Origin of the sequence: Pseudomonas putida (assembly GCF_001636055.1) — a bacterium.
Classification (GTDB): domain Bacteria; phylum Pseudomonadota; class Gammaproteobacteria; order Pseudomonadales; family Pseudomonadaceae; genus Aquipseudomonas; species Aquipseudomonas machongensis.
This window is the reverse complement of sequence record NZ_CP011789.1, coordinates 203,842-215,532: the sequence shown is the minus strand read 5'-3', so window position 1 is coordinate 215,532 and position 11,691 is coordinate 203,842. Positions and strand designations below refer to the sequence as shown.

General features: G+C 64.2%; 16 protein-coding genes. 6 read left to right on the top strand and 10 right to left on the bottom strand.

Annotation, left to right across the window (positions count from 1 at the left end; all coding sequences use genetic code 11):
* The first annotated feature begins 9 nt into the window (after positions 1–9).
* Positions 10–864 (top strand): RNA polymerase sigma factor RpoH, encoded by an 855-nt coding sequence (rpoH, locus tag AB688_RS00940; protein ID WP_063541627.1) that lies wholly within the window; start codon positions 10–12, stop codon positions 862–864.
* A gap of 78 nt (positions 865–942) precedes the next feature.
* On the opposite strand, the gene mtgA is transcribed toward rpoH, so the two are convergent.
* Positions 943–1,653: a monofunctional biosynthetic peptidoglycan transglycosylase gene (gene mtgA / locus AB688_RS00935; RefSeq protein ID WP_054891164.1), complete on the bottom strand. Its 711-nt coding sequence runs from the start codon at positions 1,651–1,653 to the stop codon at positions 943–945.
* A 64-nt stretch (positions 1,654–1,717) separates the two neighbouring features.
* Between mtgA and AB688_RS00930 the strand changes: the two genes are divergently transcribed.
* From AB688_RS00930 to trmB, 4 genes are all read left to right on the top strand, one after another.
* Positions 1,718–2,089 (top strand): DUF423 domain-containing protein, encoded by a 372-nt coding sequence (locus AB688_RS00930; RefSeq protein ID WP_054891165.1) that lies wholly within the window; start codon positions 1,718–1,720, stop codon positions 2,087–2,089.
* 102 nt (positions 2,090–2,191) lie between these two features.
* Complete coding sequence (gene thiS, locus AB688_RS00925; protein WP_063546598.1) at positions 2,192–2,392, top strand: sulfur carrier protein ThiS; 201 nt, start codon at positions 2,192–2,194, stop codon at positions 2,390–2,392.
* A gap of 53 nt (positions 2,393–2,445) precedes the next feature.
* A complete protein-coding gene (locus tag AB688_RS00920) occupies positions 2,446–3,240 on the top strand; it encodes a thiazole synthase (protein WP_008092966.1) in 795 nt (264 codons plus the stop codon).
* Between the two features lie 9 nt (positions 3,241–3,249).
* Complete coding sequence (trmB, locus tag AB688_RS00915; RefSeq protein WP_054891167.1) at positions 3,250–3,972, top strand: tRNA (guanosine(46)-N7)-methyltransferase TrmB; 723 nt, start codon at positions 3,250–3,252, stop codon at positions 3,970–3,972.
* A 55-nt stretch (positions 3,973–4,027) separates the two neighbouring features.
* Here trmB and AB688_RS00910 read toward each other — a convergent pair whose 3' ends face one another.
* From AB688_RS00910 to AB688_RS00870, 9 genes are all read right to left on the bottom strand, one after another.
* Positions 4,028–4,354 (bottom strand): DUF3392 family protein, encoded by a 327-nt coding sequence (locus tag AB688_RS00910; RefSeq protein ID WP_054891168.1) that lies wholly within the window; start codon positions 4,352–4,354, stop codon positions 4,028–4,030.
* A 9-nt stretch (positions 4,355–4,363) separates the two neighbouring features.
* Positions 4,364–5,542, bottom strand: coding sequence for a radical SAM family heme chaperone HemW (gene hemW / locus AB688_RS00905; RefSeq protein WP_063541625.1), 1,179 nt, complete (start codon positions 5,540–5,542; stop codon positions 4,364–4,366).
* Positions 5,539–6,135: an RdgB/HAM1 family non-canonical purine NTP pyrophosphatase gene (gene rdgB / locus AB688_RS00900; protein ID WP_054891170.1), complete on the bottom strand. Its 597-nt coding sequence runs from the start codon at positions 6,133–6,135 to the stop codon at positions 5,539–5,541. The genes hemW and rdgB overlap by 4 nt, the downstream gene beginning before the upstream one ends.
* Entirely contained in the window at positions 6,132–6,566 is a 435-nt protein-coding gene (locus AB688_RS00895; protein WP_063541623.1) for a DUF4426 domain-containing protein, read from the bottom strand. The genes rdgB and AB688_RS00895 overlap by 4 nt, the downstream gene beginning before the upstream one ends.
* A 24-nt stretch (positions 6,567–6,590) precedes the next feature.
* Positions 6,591–7,211: a methionine biosynthesis protein MetW gene (gene metW / locus AB688_RS00890; RefSeq protein ID WP_063541621.1), complete on the bottom strand. Its 621-nt coding sequence runs from the start codon at positions 7,209–7,211 to the stop codon at positions 6,591–6,593.
* 7 nt (positions 7,212–7,218) lie between these two features.
* Positions 7,219–8,358 (bottom strand): homoserine O-succinyltransferase MetX, encoded by a 1,140-nt coding sequence (gene metX / locus AB688_RS00885; protein ID WP_054891173.1) that lies wholly within the window; start codon positions 8,356–8,358, stop codon positions 7,219–7,221.
* A gap of 88 nt (positions 8,359–8,446) precedes the next feature.
* Complete coding sequence (locus AB688_RS00880) at positions 8,447–9,037, bottom strand: YggT family protein (protein WP_054891174.1); 591 nt, start codon at positions 9,035–9,037, stop codon at positions 8,447–8,449.
* Positions 9,038–9,047: 10 nt separating this feature from the next.
* On the bottom strand, positions 9,048–9,866 hold the full coding sequence (proC, locus tag AB688_RS00875; protein ID WP_054891175.1) for a pyrroline-5-carboxylate reductase: 819 nt from the start codon (positions 9,864–9,866) through the stop codon (positions 9,048–9,050).
* Between the two features lie 38 nt (positions 9,867–9,904).
* The gene (locus AB688_RS00870; protein WP_063541619.1) at positions 9,905–10,591 is read right to left on the bottom strand and encodes a YggS family pyridoxal phosphate-dependent enzyme; all 687 of its coding nucleotides are present in this window, start codon (positions 10,589–10,591) and stop codon (positions 9,905–9,907) included.
* A 65-nt stretch (positions 10,592–10,656) separates the two neighbouring features.
* Here AB688_RS00870 and AB688_RS00865 point away from each other — a divergent pair, with 65 nt between their 5' ends.
* A complete protein-coding gene (locus AB688_RS00865) occupies positions 10,657–11,658 on the top strand; it encodes a type IV pilus twitching motility protein PilT (RefSeq protein ID WP_063541617.1) in 1,002 nt (333 codons plus the stop codon).
* The last annotated feature ends 33 nt before the right edge of the window (positions 11,659–11,691 follow it).

Below are 11,691 nucleotides of genomic sequence, written 5' to 3'. Positions count from 1 at the left end.
GGTACTTGAATGACCACTTCGTTGCAACCTGCCTATGCCCTGGTGCCCGGTGCGAACCTGGAAGCCTACGTGCACACGGTCAACAGCATTCCGCTGCTGACGGTCGAGCAGGAGCGTGAACTGGCCGAGCGTCTCTATTATGAGCAGGATCTTGAGGCCGCTCGGCAAATGGTGATGGCCCACCTGCGTTTCGTCGTACATATCGCCCGCAGCTATGCCGGCTACGGGTTGGCCCAGGCTGACCTGATCCAGGAAGGCAATGTCGGCCTGATGAAGGCGGTCAAGCGCTTCAACCCCGAGATGGGCGTGCGCCTGGTGTCCTTCGCCGTGCACTGGATCAAGGCAGAGATCCACGAGTTCATCCTGCGTAACTGGCGTATCGTCAAGGTCGCCACCACCAAGGCGCAACGCAAGCTGTTCTTCAATCTGCGCAGCCAGAAGAAGCGTCTGGCCTGGCTTAATAACGATGAAGTGCACCGTGTCGCCGAAAGCCTGGGCGTCGAGCCTCGGGAAGTGCGCGAGATGGAAAGCCGCCTGAGCGGTCAGGACATGGCCTTCGATCCGGCAGCCGATGCCGACGACGACAGCGCCTTCCAGTCGCCTGCGCACTACCTTGAGGATCACCGCTATGATCCTGCCATGCAGCTCGAGGATGCCGATTGGAACGACAACTCCAACAGCAACCTGCACGAGGCACTCAGTGGCCTGGATGAGCGCAGCCGCGACATTCTCTATCAGCGCTGGCTGGCCGAGGAAAAGGCCACGCTGCACGAGCTGGCAGAGAAGTACAGTGTATCGGCCGAGCGGATTCGTCAGCTCGAGAAGAACGCGATGAGCAAGGTCAAGGCACTGATCACGATCTGATCGGCGCCCTGACTGAAAAGCCGCCTGTCCCTCGCGGGGCAGGCGGCTTTTTGTTGGTCGCATGGGACTGCAAGCGCATCAAGGCTTGCGTGCGCTCTCCAACTGCATCAGGTAACTGGTTCCCCCGAGCTGGCTCATCTGCCGTCGAATCCATCCCGCTCGGCTGGCGACATAGGTGCTCGGGCGGCTGGCACTCCACTTGATCGGGCTGGGCAGCACTGCAGCGAGCTGGCTGGCCTGTTGGCGAGTGAGGCGACTGGCATCGACGCCGAAGTGATAGCGCGCCGCTGCCTGGGCACCGAATACGCCCGGACCCCATTCGGCGCTGTTGAGGTAGACCTCGAGGATCCGCTCCTTCGACCAGAACAGCTCCATCAGGCCAGTGAACCAGGCTTCCAGACCTTTGCGAAACCAGCTGCGCCCCGACCACAGGAACAGGTTCTTCGCCACTTGCTGGGAGAGCGTGCTGGCGCCGCGGATACTGCCGCCGCGCTCGTTATGTGCCAGCGCCGCCTGGATCGCGGGAATGTCGAAACCCCAGTGGTTGGCGAAGTGCTGGTCCTCGCCCGCGATAACGGCCACCTTGAGCTCGTCGGAGATCTCGTCCCAGGGCGTCCAGTCGCGCTGCAGGTCGATCGGCTCGCCACTGAACCAGGACTGCACCTTGCGTTCGACCATCAACGCAGTGCCCGGTGGTGGCACCCAGCGCAGCGCGAGCACCAGCACAATGCTGCCGGCAGCGAACCAGAGCAGTGCGCGGGCGAGACGGCGGATCAGGGATGACAGCATGTCGATAGCTTGGCCGGACCGATGGAACGGGCCATTATACAGACCCCTCTCGAGGAGTCGTCCCATGCTTCGCAGCTTCCTGATGCTCGCCGCGTTCTTTGGCTTTACGGGTGTGGCCCTGGGTGCCTTTGCCGCACACGGCCTGAAGAACCGTCTTACCGCCGATTACCTGGCGATCTTCCACACCGGCGTCACTTATCAACTGGTCCATGCCCTGGCGATCCTGGCGGTCGCGCTGCTTTCGGTACACTTGCCGGGGCGTCTGGTCGGCTGGGCGGGCGGGCTGTTCGCAGTCGGTATCCTGCTGTTCTCCGGCAGCCTTTACGTGCTGACCCTCACCGGGTTGGGCAAGCTTGGCATCATCACCCCCATCGGCGGCCTGTGCTTCCTCGCCGGCTGGCTGTGCCTGGGGCTGGCAGCCTGGCGCCTGGGCTGACCAAGCGGTCGGGAATCGCGACTAATGGCGTGTGTCGCCCTTGGGTTGCAAGGCTGATCGGGGCTAGAATGCGGGCCCCAATGAACGATGGTGGCCGTGCGCATGCGCATTCAACTGAACGGTGAACCTTACGAACTGCCTGCGGGCGAGAGCGTCGCGGCCCTGCTGGGCCGGCTGGAGCTGGTCGGGCGTCGTGTGGCGGTGGAGCTGAACCTGGACATCGTGCCGCACAGCCAGCACGAAAGCACCCTGTTGAACGAGGGTGACCAGGTCGAAGTGGTCCACGCCATCGGTGGCGGCTGACGCTTCTGCCGTGCCCCACCCGCAAGTCCCGCAACCTTTCCAGAGGAACAACGATGAGCAACGTTCGTAGCGACAAGCCCTTCACCCTGGCCGGACGCACTTTCCAGTCGCGCCTGCTGGTCGGCACCGGCAAGTACCGTGACATGGAAGAAACCCGCCTGGCCATCGAAGCCTCGGGTGCCGAAATTGTCACCGTCGCCGTGCGCCGCACCAACCTCGGCCAGAACCCGGGCGAGCCGAACCTGCTCGATGTGCTGCCGCCGGACCGCTACACCATCCTGCCGAACACCGCCGGTTGCTATGACGCCGTCGAAGCCGTGCGCACCTGCCGCCTGGCCCGCGAGCTGCTCGATGGCCACAACCTGGTGAAGCTGGAAGTGCTGGCCGACCAGAAGACTCTGTTCCCCAACGTGATCGAAACCCTCAAGGCTGCCGAAGTGCTGGTCAAGGACGGTTTCGACGTGATGGTCTACACCAGCGACGATCCGATCATCGCCCGTCAACTGGCCGAAGCGGGCTGTATCGCCGTGATGCCGCTGGCGGGCCTGATCGGTACCGGGCTCGGGATCTGCAACCCCTACAACCTGCAGATCATCCTGGAAGAGTCCAAGGTGCCGGTACTGGTCGACGCCGGTGTAGGTACCGCCTCCGACGCCACCATCGCCATGGAAATGGGTTGCGAAGCCGTGCTGATGAACTCCGCTATCGCGCACGCCCAGCAGCCGGTGCTGATGGCCGAAGCGATGAAGCACGCCATCGTCGCCGGTCGCATGGCCTATCTGGCCGGGCGTATGCCGAAGAAACTCTATGCCAGCGCCTCGTCGCCGCTGGATGGTCTGATCAAGTAAGAGCCCCTGATGACTGAATCGCAAGAAACGCCGATCACCGCTGAAGGCGAAGAGCGCCCGCACCGCCGCATCAAGAGTTTCGTGATGCGCGCAGGCCGCATGACTGAAGGCCAGCAACGTGGCCTTGATCAGGGTGGCCCGCTGTTTATCCTGCCCCTGGCCGACAGCCCGGTGGATTATGACCAGGTGTTCGGCCGCTCGGCGCCGCGCACCCTGGAGATCGGCTTCGGCATGGGGCACTCCCTGCTGGAGATGGCCGCTGCTTCGCCTGAGCTGGACTTCATTGGTGTGGAAGTGCACCGCCCGGGTGTTGGCGCGCTGCTCAACGGCGTGCTGACCCAAGGTCTGAAGAACCTGCGGGTGTACGACTGCGACGCCATCGAGGTGCTCAACCGTTGCGTGGCCGACAACAGCCTCGATCGCCTGATGCTGTTCTTCCCCGATCCTTGGCACAAGGCGCGCCATCACAAGCGCCGCATCGTCCAGCCCGAGTTCGCCGAGCTGGTACGGCGCAAACTCAAGGTCGGCGGTGTGTTCCACATGGCCACCGACTGGGAGCCCTATGCCGAGCACATGCTGGACGTGATGAAGGTCGCGCCGGGCTACCGTAACCAGGCGGCTGACGGCGCTTACGTGCCGCGGCCTGAAGAGCGGCCGATCACCAAGTTCGAGCGTCGCGGCGAGCGGCTCGGGCATGGCGTCTGGGATTTGAAGTTCGAGAAGCTGGACTGATCGAAAAAACGCCCTGAGAAGGGCGTTTTTCATTTGGCTGGCCTGTACGCGTGGGTTAGCCGCGACGATCTGCCACCACGCCGATGAGCACCAGCACCACCAGCAGCACCGGCGCCAGCGCATAGTTGTTGAATTGCGCCAGCGCCTTCACCACCCAGGGCGTGGCATAGATCAGCGCCGCGCCGCTGCCGATCATCACCAGCAGCGCCATGAAAGGCACGCGCAGGGCGCCAGCGAGGCCCCCCAGGCGCTGATCGACCCAGCCTTTGAGGTCGGTGCCGAACAACACCAGCAAACACCCCACGAGCGCCAGCGAAATTTCTGACAGGTTGCTGCGGCTCCAGCGGGAAACGGTCGAGAGCAGGTCAAGTACCAGGTCCATGGGTCATCCTTAATTCAAGAAGTACTGCAGCAGGTCGTTGAGGAACAACTGGCCCCGCGGTGTCGCCGCCAGTCGATCGGGTTCGACCTGCAGTAGGCCCTTTTGTTCGGCAGCACGGCGTGCTTCTGCCAACTGTGCCAGCGGCAGGCCGGTGCGTCGGGTGAAGAGTTCGGCCTCCACGCCATCGGTCAGGCGCAGGGCATTCATCAGGAATTCGAACGGCAGCTCATCGGCGGGCAGCAGCTTCTCGCCGGCTTTGAAGGGCTTCGCCGGGTTGAGGTAGTCCTTGGGCAGGCGGGTCTTCCAGGTGCGCAGGATACGCCCGTCCGGGAACGACAGCTTGCCATGCGCCCCCGCGCCGATGCCGATGAAGTCGCCAAAGCGCCAGTAGTTGAGATTGTGCCGTGCAGCGCGTCCTGGCTGGGCGTAGGCCGAAACTTCGTACTGGTGGTAGCCATGTTCGGCCATCAACGCCTGGCCGGCTTCCTGGATGTCCCAGAGGATGTCGTCCTCGGGCAGCTCGGGCGGCTGGTTCCAGAATACGGTGTTCGGTTCCAGGGTGAGCTGGTACCACGACAAGTGCGTAGGCGCGAGTGCGATGGCCTGGCGCAGATCACCCAGCGCCTCGTCCAGCGACTGGTCCGGCAGGCCGTGCATCAGGTCCAGGTTGAAGTTGTCGAAACCTGCTGCGCGGGCCATGTCTGCAGCGCGCACGGCCTCATCGCCGTTGTGGATGCGCCCGAGCTTTTCGAGCTTGCTCGGCTGGAAGCTCTGCACACCTATGGATAGACGGTTGATGCCGGTCTGGCGGTAGGCCTTGAACTTGTCCTGCTCGAAGGTGCCGGGGTTGGCTTCGAGGGTGATCTCGATGTCCGGGGCGAACGGGATCCGTTGCTCGATGCCTTGCAGCAGGCGCCCCAGCGAGGCGGCACTGAACAGGCTTGGCGTGCCGCCGCCGAAGAAGATCGTGCTGATCGGGCGGCCCTGCACCGCAGGCAGTTCCTGGTCCAGGTCGGCGAGCAGGGCGTCGATGTAGTCGTCTTCGGGTAGCGTCGGGCCGGCCTGGTGCGAGTTGAAGTCGCAATAAGGGCACTTGCGCACGCACCAGGGGATGTGGATGTACAGCGACAGCGGCGGGCGCTCTGGAAGGATCAGGCCCGCCGGCTGCAGGGGCGGCTGTTCGGTCATGCCAGGCCCAGACGCTGACGCAGCAAGGCCATGGCGCGGGCGCGATGGCTGAGCTGGTTCTTCTCGAGCGGTGCGAGGTCGGCGCTGGAGCAGTTGCGCTCCGGTACCCAGAACAGTGGGTCGTAGCCGAAGCCATGGTCGCCGCTGGCCTCGAACAGGATGCGACCGTGCCACAGGCCTTCGCAGAGGATCGGCAGAGGATCGTCGGCATGGCGCACCAGGGCCAGGACGCAGACGAACTGCGCGCCGCGCTGCTCCTCGGGCACGTCCTTCAGGGCATCGAGCAGCTTGGCGTTGTTCGCCGCATCACCCTTGCCGTCGGCGTAGCGAGCCGAGTAGATGCCCGGTGCGCCGCCCAGGAAGTCCACCGCCAGGCCCGAGTCGTCGGCCAGTGCCGGCAAACCGGAAAGGCGCGCGGCGTTGCGGGCCTTGAGAATGGCGTTCTCGACGAACGACAGGCCGGTCTCCTCCGGCTCGACCTGGCTGAATTCGCCGATCGAGCGCAGTTGCACGGAGCCGCCAAGCATGGCCTGGAGCTCTTTCAGTTTGCCGGCATTGTGGCTGGCCAATACGAGTTGCTGGAAATTCATCATTCGCCTGGGAACACTTCCTGGTTGAAGCTGAGTGTGTGGCTGAGGCCGCCGGTTTCGATATTGAGGTCGAAGGTCAGGGTTTCAGCCTGTGCGATCTTGAACTGGGCGATGTAGTACACCGCACCTTGGTCGGTGATCTGCCTGAACGACAGCGGGCTGCTGCGGCCGGTGAGGTCCTTGACCGTGCCGCTGACCACCGCCGTGCCAGGCTTGCCGGCCTTGAGCACAGCGATGTTGAGCACGCCCTGATTCTTGCTGCGGACAAGGCCGGTGGCTGCGGCGATGTCCGGCTGCAGCATGCTCGAGGTGAAGGCGCTGTAGTGCACCGTGACGTCGCCGAAGTCCTGCTTGCGCTCGGGACGGGCGGCGTCGGCAGCCAGCACTGGCCAGGCCAGGCACAGGCTGATCAGCAAGAGAGCGAGACGACGCATGGTGCCATTCCTCCGATAGGTGGATCAGACCGCGACCTGGTGCTCCTGCAGCCCAGGACTGCTGACCCGATAGATGCCGATCTCTCCCAGAAGATTAGGCCAAAGCCGACCGCCCCACCCATTGCGGTGACGGTTGTCGACGGCCAGGCGATCGAGCACCTTGGCATTGCGCTCGTGGCACAGGTTCTCGAAGTCTTCGAAGGTGCAGAAGTGGATGTTCGGGGTGTTGTACCAGGTGTAGGGCATGAAGTCCGACACCGGCATGCGTCCTTTGGTGGCCAGGTACCAACGGCAGCGCCAGTGGCCGAAATTGGGGAAGGTGATGATGCACTGGCGGCCTACCCGCAGCATCTCGTCGAGAATGCGGTCGGGGTATTCCACGGCCTGCAGGGCCTGGGTCATGACCACCACGTCGAAGCTGTTGCTGGCAAAGTTGCCCAGGCCCTTGTCCAGGTCTTGCTCGATGACGTTGACGCCCTTGTTTACGCACTCGGCGATGTTGTCGGCGTCGATCTCCAGGCCATAGCCGGTGACGTTCTTGCGATCACGCAGCGAGGCCAGCAGTTCGCCATTGCCGCAGCCCAGGTCGAGTACCCGGCTGCCGGCGGGGATCCAGTCGTGGATGATTTCCAGGTCGGCTCTCATGCGGTCCTCAGAGGGTGATGCGGTTCATGTAGTTCGCGAAACCCTGCATGTAGCGCGGGGTCGGGATGAGGAAGGCGTCGTGGCCGTAGGGCGAGTCGATGTCCAGGTAGCAGACGTTCTTGCGCGCAGCCATCAGGGCATCGACGATCTCTCGCGAGCGTGCTGGCGAGAAACGCCAGTCGGTGGTGAACGACATGATGCAGTAATGCGCGGTGACATGCGCCAGCGTGGCGGCCAGGTCGCCATCGTGGGCGGCGGCCGGGTCGAAGTAGTCCAGCGCCTTGGTCATCAGCAGGTAGGTGTTGGCATCGAAGCGCCCCGAAAACTCCTCGCCCTGGTAGCGCAGGTAGCTCTCGACCTGGAACTCGACGCTGTGGAAGTCGTAGTTGAGCTTGTCGCTCTTGAGCTCCCGGCCGAATTTCTCGCCCATCGAGTCGTCGGACAGGTAGGTGATGTGCCCGACCATGCGCGCCAGCATCAGCCCGCGCTTGGGGATCACGCCCTGGTCCTGGAACGAACCGCCGTGGAACTCGGGGTCGGTGAGGATGGCCTGGCGTGCCACTTCGTTGAAGGCGATGTTCTGTGCCGACAGCTTGGGCGCCGAGGCGATGTCCACGCAGTGGCGTACGCGATCGGGGTAGGTGATGGTCCACTGCAGCGCCTGCATGCCGCCCAGGCTACCGCCGACGATGGCGGCCCAGGTCTGGATGCCGAGGCGATCGGCCAGGCGGGCCTGGCTGTGTACCCAGTCTTCCACGGTCAGAACCGGGAAATCCGCGCCATAGGGCTTGCCGGTAGCCGGGTTGAGGCTGCTCGGGCCGGTGCTGCCATTGCAGCCGCCGAGGTTGTTCAGGCTGACCACGAAGAAGCGGTTGGTGTCGATCGGCTTGCCCGGGCCGATGCAGCTGTCCCACCAGCCCGGCTTGCGGTCGGTGGCAGCGTGGTAGCCGGCGGCGTGGTGGTGACCGGACAGTGCGTGGCAGATCAGCACGGCATTGCTGGCGCTGGCGTTGAGCTGGCCATAGGTTTCGTAGATGAGTTCGTACGAGGCCAGCGCGCGGCCACAGGCCAGGGCCAGCGGTTCATCGAACCGGGCGATCTGGGGGGTTACCAGACCGACGGAATCTTCGGGAAAGACAGTGGACATCGACCCTGCTCACGCTTGACGGAAGCGTAAGTCTAAAGAGCGCTACCCCCAGCGGCAAGCAAAGGCTGCCGCTGGATGACGCGGTGGTTCAGATCATTCGCCACAGCTGTTCCGGCATGCCGGCATAGGCAGCCAGTTGTGGCATCAGGAACGACTGGATCACCTGGATGGCGATGAAGGCGAAGATCGGCGAAATGTCCATGCCGCCGAGGTTGGGCACCAGGCGGCGGAACGGCGCCAGCACTGGCTCGCTGATCTGGTAGGCCAGTTCGGCGGCGGGGTTGTGGCTGTTCGGCGCGACCCACGAGACGATCACCATGACGATCATCGCGACCCAGAAAATCTTCAGGAACAGCGAGGTGATGCCGAGAATCGCCCACATCAGCAGGTGCAGGATGTCGCCGAAGGTGCCGTAGGTGACCATCAGCACGAAGGCCATCAGCAGCGCCTGGATCACGATCGCCAGCAGCAGCGAAGAGGTGTCCAGGCCAGCGATGCTGGGAATGACCCGGCGGATTGGCTTGAGCAGCGGTTGGGTGGCGCGCACGGCGAACTGGCTCAGCGGGTTGTAGAAGTCGGCCTTGACCAGTTGCAGCACGAAGCGCAGCAGGACGATCACCAGGTACAGGCTGACCAGGGTTTGCACCACGAAGATCGCGGCGTCGGACAGTGCATTCATCGACAGCTCCTTATTTGCCCAATTGTTCGGCCAGCTCGGCGGAGCGCGTGGCCGCAGCCTGCAGCGCCTGCTCGACGATGGCCTCGAAACCGTTGGCCTGGAACGACTTGATCGCCGCTTCGGTCGTGCCGGCGGGCGAGGTGACGCGGCGGCGCAGTTCGGCAGCATCGACATCGCTGGCAACCGCCATGTGCGCGGCGCCCAGGGCAGTCTGCAGGGTCAGTTGCGAGGCGGTTTCACGCGGCAGGCCGAGCTTCTCGCCAGCAGCGGTCATGGCCTCGATCAGCAGGAAGAAATACGCCGGGCCGCTGCCGGAGACCGCGGTCACGGCGTCCAGCTGCTGCTCCTGTTCCAGCCACAGGGCGGTGCCGACCGCAGTCAGCAGTTGCTCCGCCTGCTGGCGTTGTTCGCCGGAGACCTGAGCGGTGGCGTACAAGCCGCTGGCACCTTGGCGCAGCAGCGATGGCGTGTTGGGCATGCAGCGCACCACCGGGATTTCGCCCAGCCAGCTCTGCAGGCTCTGGCAGGTGATGCCGGCAGCGATGGAGACCACCAGTTGGCCCGGCGCCAGGGTTGGTTTCAGGGTCTCGCACACGGCTTTCATGACCTGTGGCTTGACCGCCAGCACGATCACGTCCACGCCATCGATGGCCTGGGCGTTGCTTTCGAAGGTTTCGATGCCGTGCTCGGCCTTGATCCGGGCGCGGGTCTCGGCACCCGGGTCGCTGGCGCGGATCTGCGCGGCGTCCAGGCCCTGGGCGCGCAGGCCGCCGATCAGGCTGGCGGCCATGTTGCCGGCGCCGATGAAGGCAATACGAGTCTTGCTCATGTCAGGTCCTTGAAGGAGAGAGTGAGTAAAGCATGGAATCAGGGCTGGCCGTAGTCGCGGGCGCCGAACAGGGCGGTGCCGATACGGACCCAGGTCGCACCCTGGGCGATGGCCGCTTCCAGGTCGTGGCTCATGCCCATGGATAGCGTGTCCAGGCCAAGGCCCAGGTTTTCCTGTAACTGGCGCAGGCGGGCGAAGGCGGCCTCCTGGGTGGCGCGGTCGTCGCTGGGCTCGGGAATCGCCATGAGCCCGCGCAGACGCAGGTTGGGCAGTTCGGCCACGGCCTGGGCCAGTGCCGGCAGATCGGCCGGGGTGCAGCCCGATTTGCTGTCTTCGCCGCTGACGTTCACCTGCAGGCAGACGTTCAGCGCTGGCAGGCCGCTGGGGCGCTGCTCGCTCAGGCGTTGGGCGATTTTCAGGCGATCCACGCTGTGTACCCAGTCGAAGTGTTCGGCAATGGCCTTGGTCTTGTTCGACTGGATGGGGCCGATGAAGTGCCAGATCAAGGGCAGGTCACGCAATTCATCTTGCTTGGCCAGGGCTTCCTGCAGGTAGTTCTCGCCGACGTCGCGTACGCCAGCGGCGTGGATTTCGCGAATGGCGGTGGCGGGCTTGGTCTTGCTCACGGCCAGCAGGTGTACGCTGGCGGTGTCGCGTCCAGCGGCTCGGGCCGCGTTGTCGATGCGTTCGCTGATAGCGCGAAGGTTGTCTGCTAGGGTGGACATGGATTGATGCCGGCAGCTCAGTGGTGTGCGGCATTCTACCTGCTTGATGGCCTTTGGGGAGTCTCATGGATGTGACCGACCTGTTGGCCCGGGCCGTGGCAGCGGGGGCTTCGGACCTGCACCTGGCTGCGGGCGAGGCGCCGCTGTGGCGCCTGGATGGCGAATTGCAGCGCCTGGCGTTGCCTGCCTTGCAAAGCGAAATGATCGAGAAAGGCTTGGCGCCCTGGCTCGATGCTGATCAGCGGCGCCTGTGGCCGGCGGCTGAGGAAATCGATCTGGCCCTTGATCTGCCTGGGCTTGGCCGTTTTCGTCTGAACCTGTACCGGCAGTATCGGGGGTTGGCCGCAAGCCTGCGGCTGATACCTGCACAGGTGCCAACGGTCGAAGAACTCGACCTCATGGAAGTGTATCGAGTCATTGCCCAGTGCCGTGATGGCCTGGTGCTGGTGGGTGGTCCGACCGGCAGTGGCAAGTCCAGCACACTGGCTGCTTTGATCGCGCAGCTTGATCGTGAGCGCTCAAACCACATCCTCACCTTGGAAGATCCGGTCGAATTCGTGCACCGCGCCGAGCGCTGCCTGATCACTCAGCGCGAGATCGGCCGCCACAGTCGCGATTTTGCCCAGGGGTTGCGCAGTGCCCTGCGCCAGGATCCGGATGTGATCATGATCGGGGAATTGCGTGACCTGGAGACCATTCGTCTGGCGCTGCGAGCGGCGCAGACCGGGCATCTGGTGCTGGCCACGGTGCATACGCGAACAGCGGCGAGCAGCATCGATCGCCTGGTGGACGTGTTCGCCGCCGAAGAGAAGCCGCTGGTGCGCGCCATGTTGGCCGAGTCGTTGCGTCTGGTGGTGGCGCAGGTGCTGGTGCGTCGGGTGGGTGGTGGCCGGGTGGCGGCGCGGGAGGTATTGGTGGCGACGCCAGCGGTGCGCAACCTGATTCGCGAAGGGCGGATGGCGCAGTTGCAGTCGGTGATGCAGACCGGCACGGCGCAGGGGATGGTGACGATGGAAGGGGCGATGCAGGCGTTGATGAAGCGGGGAGTGATCGACGGGGCAGGGTGAAACTGCTGGCCTCTTCGTGGGTTTGCCCGCGAA

What these genes read in the sequence shown, in the direction of transcription:
- proC (WP_054891175.1), bottom strand. Translation starts at nt 9,866, where the DNA reads ATGAGCAAGACTCGTATTGCCTTCATCGGCGCCGGCAACATGGCCGCC.
- AB688_RS00910 (WP_054891168.1), bottom strand. Translation starts at nt 4,354, where the DNA reads ATGGACCTGGTACTTGACCTGCTCTCGACCGTTTCCCGCTGGAGCCGC.
- AB688_RS00930 (WP_054891165.1), top strand. Translation starts at nt 1,718, where the DNA reads ATGCTTCGCAGCTTCCTGATGCTCGCCGCGTTCTTTGGCTTTACGGGT.
- metX (WP_054891173.1), bottom strand. Translation starts at nt 8,358, where the DNA reads ATGTCCACTGTCTTTCCCGAAGATTCCGTCGGTCTGGTAACCCCCCAG.
- AB688_RS00920 (WP_008092966.1), top strand. Translation starts at nt 2,446, where the DNA reads ATGAGCAACGTTCGTAGCGACAAGCCCTTCACCCTGGCCGGACGCACT.
- AB688_RS00870 (WP_063541619.1), bottom strand. Translation starts at nt 10,591, where the DNA reads ATGTCCACCCTAGCAGACAACCTTCGCGCTATCAGCGAACGCATCGAC.
- thiS (WP_063546598.1), top strand. Translation starts at nt 2,192, where the DNA reads ATGCGCATTCAACTGAACGGTGAACCTTACGAACTGCCTGCGGGCGAG.
- AB688_RS00865 (WP_063541617.1), top strand. Translation starts at nt 10,657, where the DNA reads ATGGATGTGACCGACCTGTTGGCCCGGGCCGTGGCAGCGGGGGCTTCG.
- AB688_RS00880 (WP_054891174.1), bottom strand. Translation starts at nt 9,037, where the DNA reads ATGAATGCACTGTCCGACGCCGCGATCTTCGTGGTGCAAACCCTGGTC.
- rpoH (WP_063541627.1), top strand. Translation starts at nt 10, where the DNA reads ATGACCACTTCGTTGCAACCTGCCTATGCCCTGGTGCCCGGTGCGAAC.
- metW (WP_063541621.1), bottom strand. Translation starts at nt 7,211, where the DNA reads ATGAGAGCCGACCTGGAAATCATCCACGACTGGATCCCCGCCGGCAGC.
- rdgB (WP_054891170.1), bottom strand. Translation starts at nt 6,135, where the DNA reads ATGATGAATTTCCAGCAACTCGTATTGGCCAGCCACAATGCCGGCAAA.
- AB688_RS00895 (WP_063541623.1), bottom strand. Translation starts at nt 6,566, where the DNA reads ATGCGTCGTCTCGCTCTCTTGCTGATCAGCCTGTGCCTGGCCTGGCCA.
- trmB (WP_054891167.1), top strand. Translation starts at nt 3,250, where the DNA reads ATGACTGAATCGCAAGAAACGCCGATCACCGCTGAAGGCGAAGAGCGC.
- mtgA (WP_054891164.1), bottom strand. Translation starts at nt 1,653, where the DNA reads ATGCTGTCATCCCTGATCCGCCGTCTCGCCCGCGCACTGCTCTGGTTC.
- hemW (WP_063541625.1), bottom strand. Translation starts at nt 5,542, where the DNA reads ATGACCGAACAGCCGCCCCTGCAGCCGGCGGGCCTGATCCTTCCAGAG.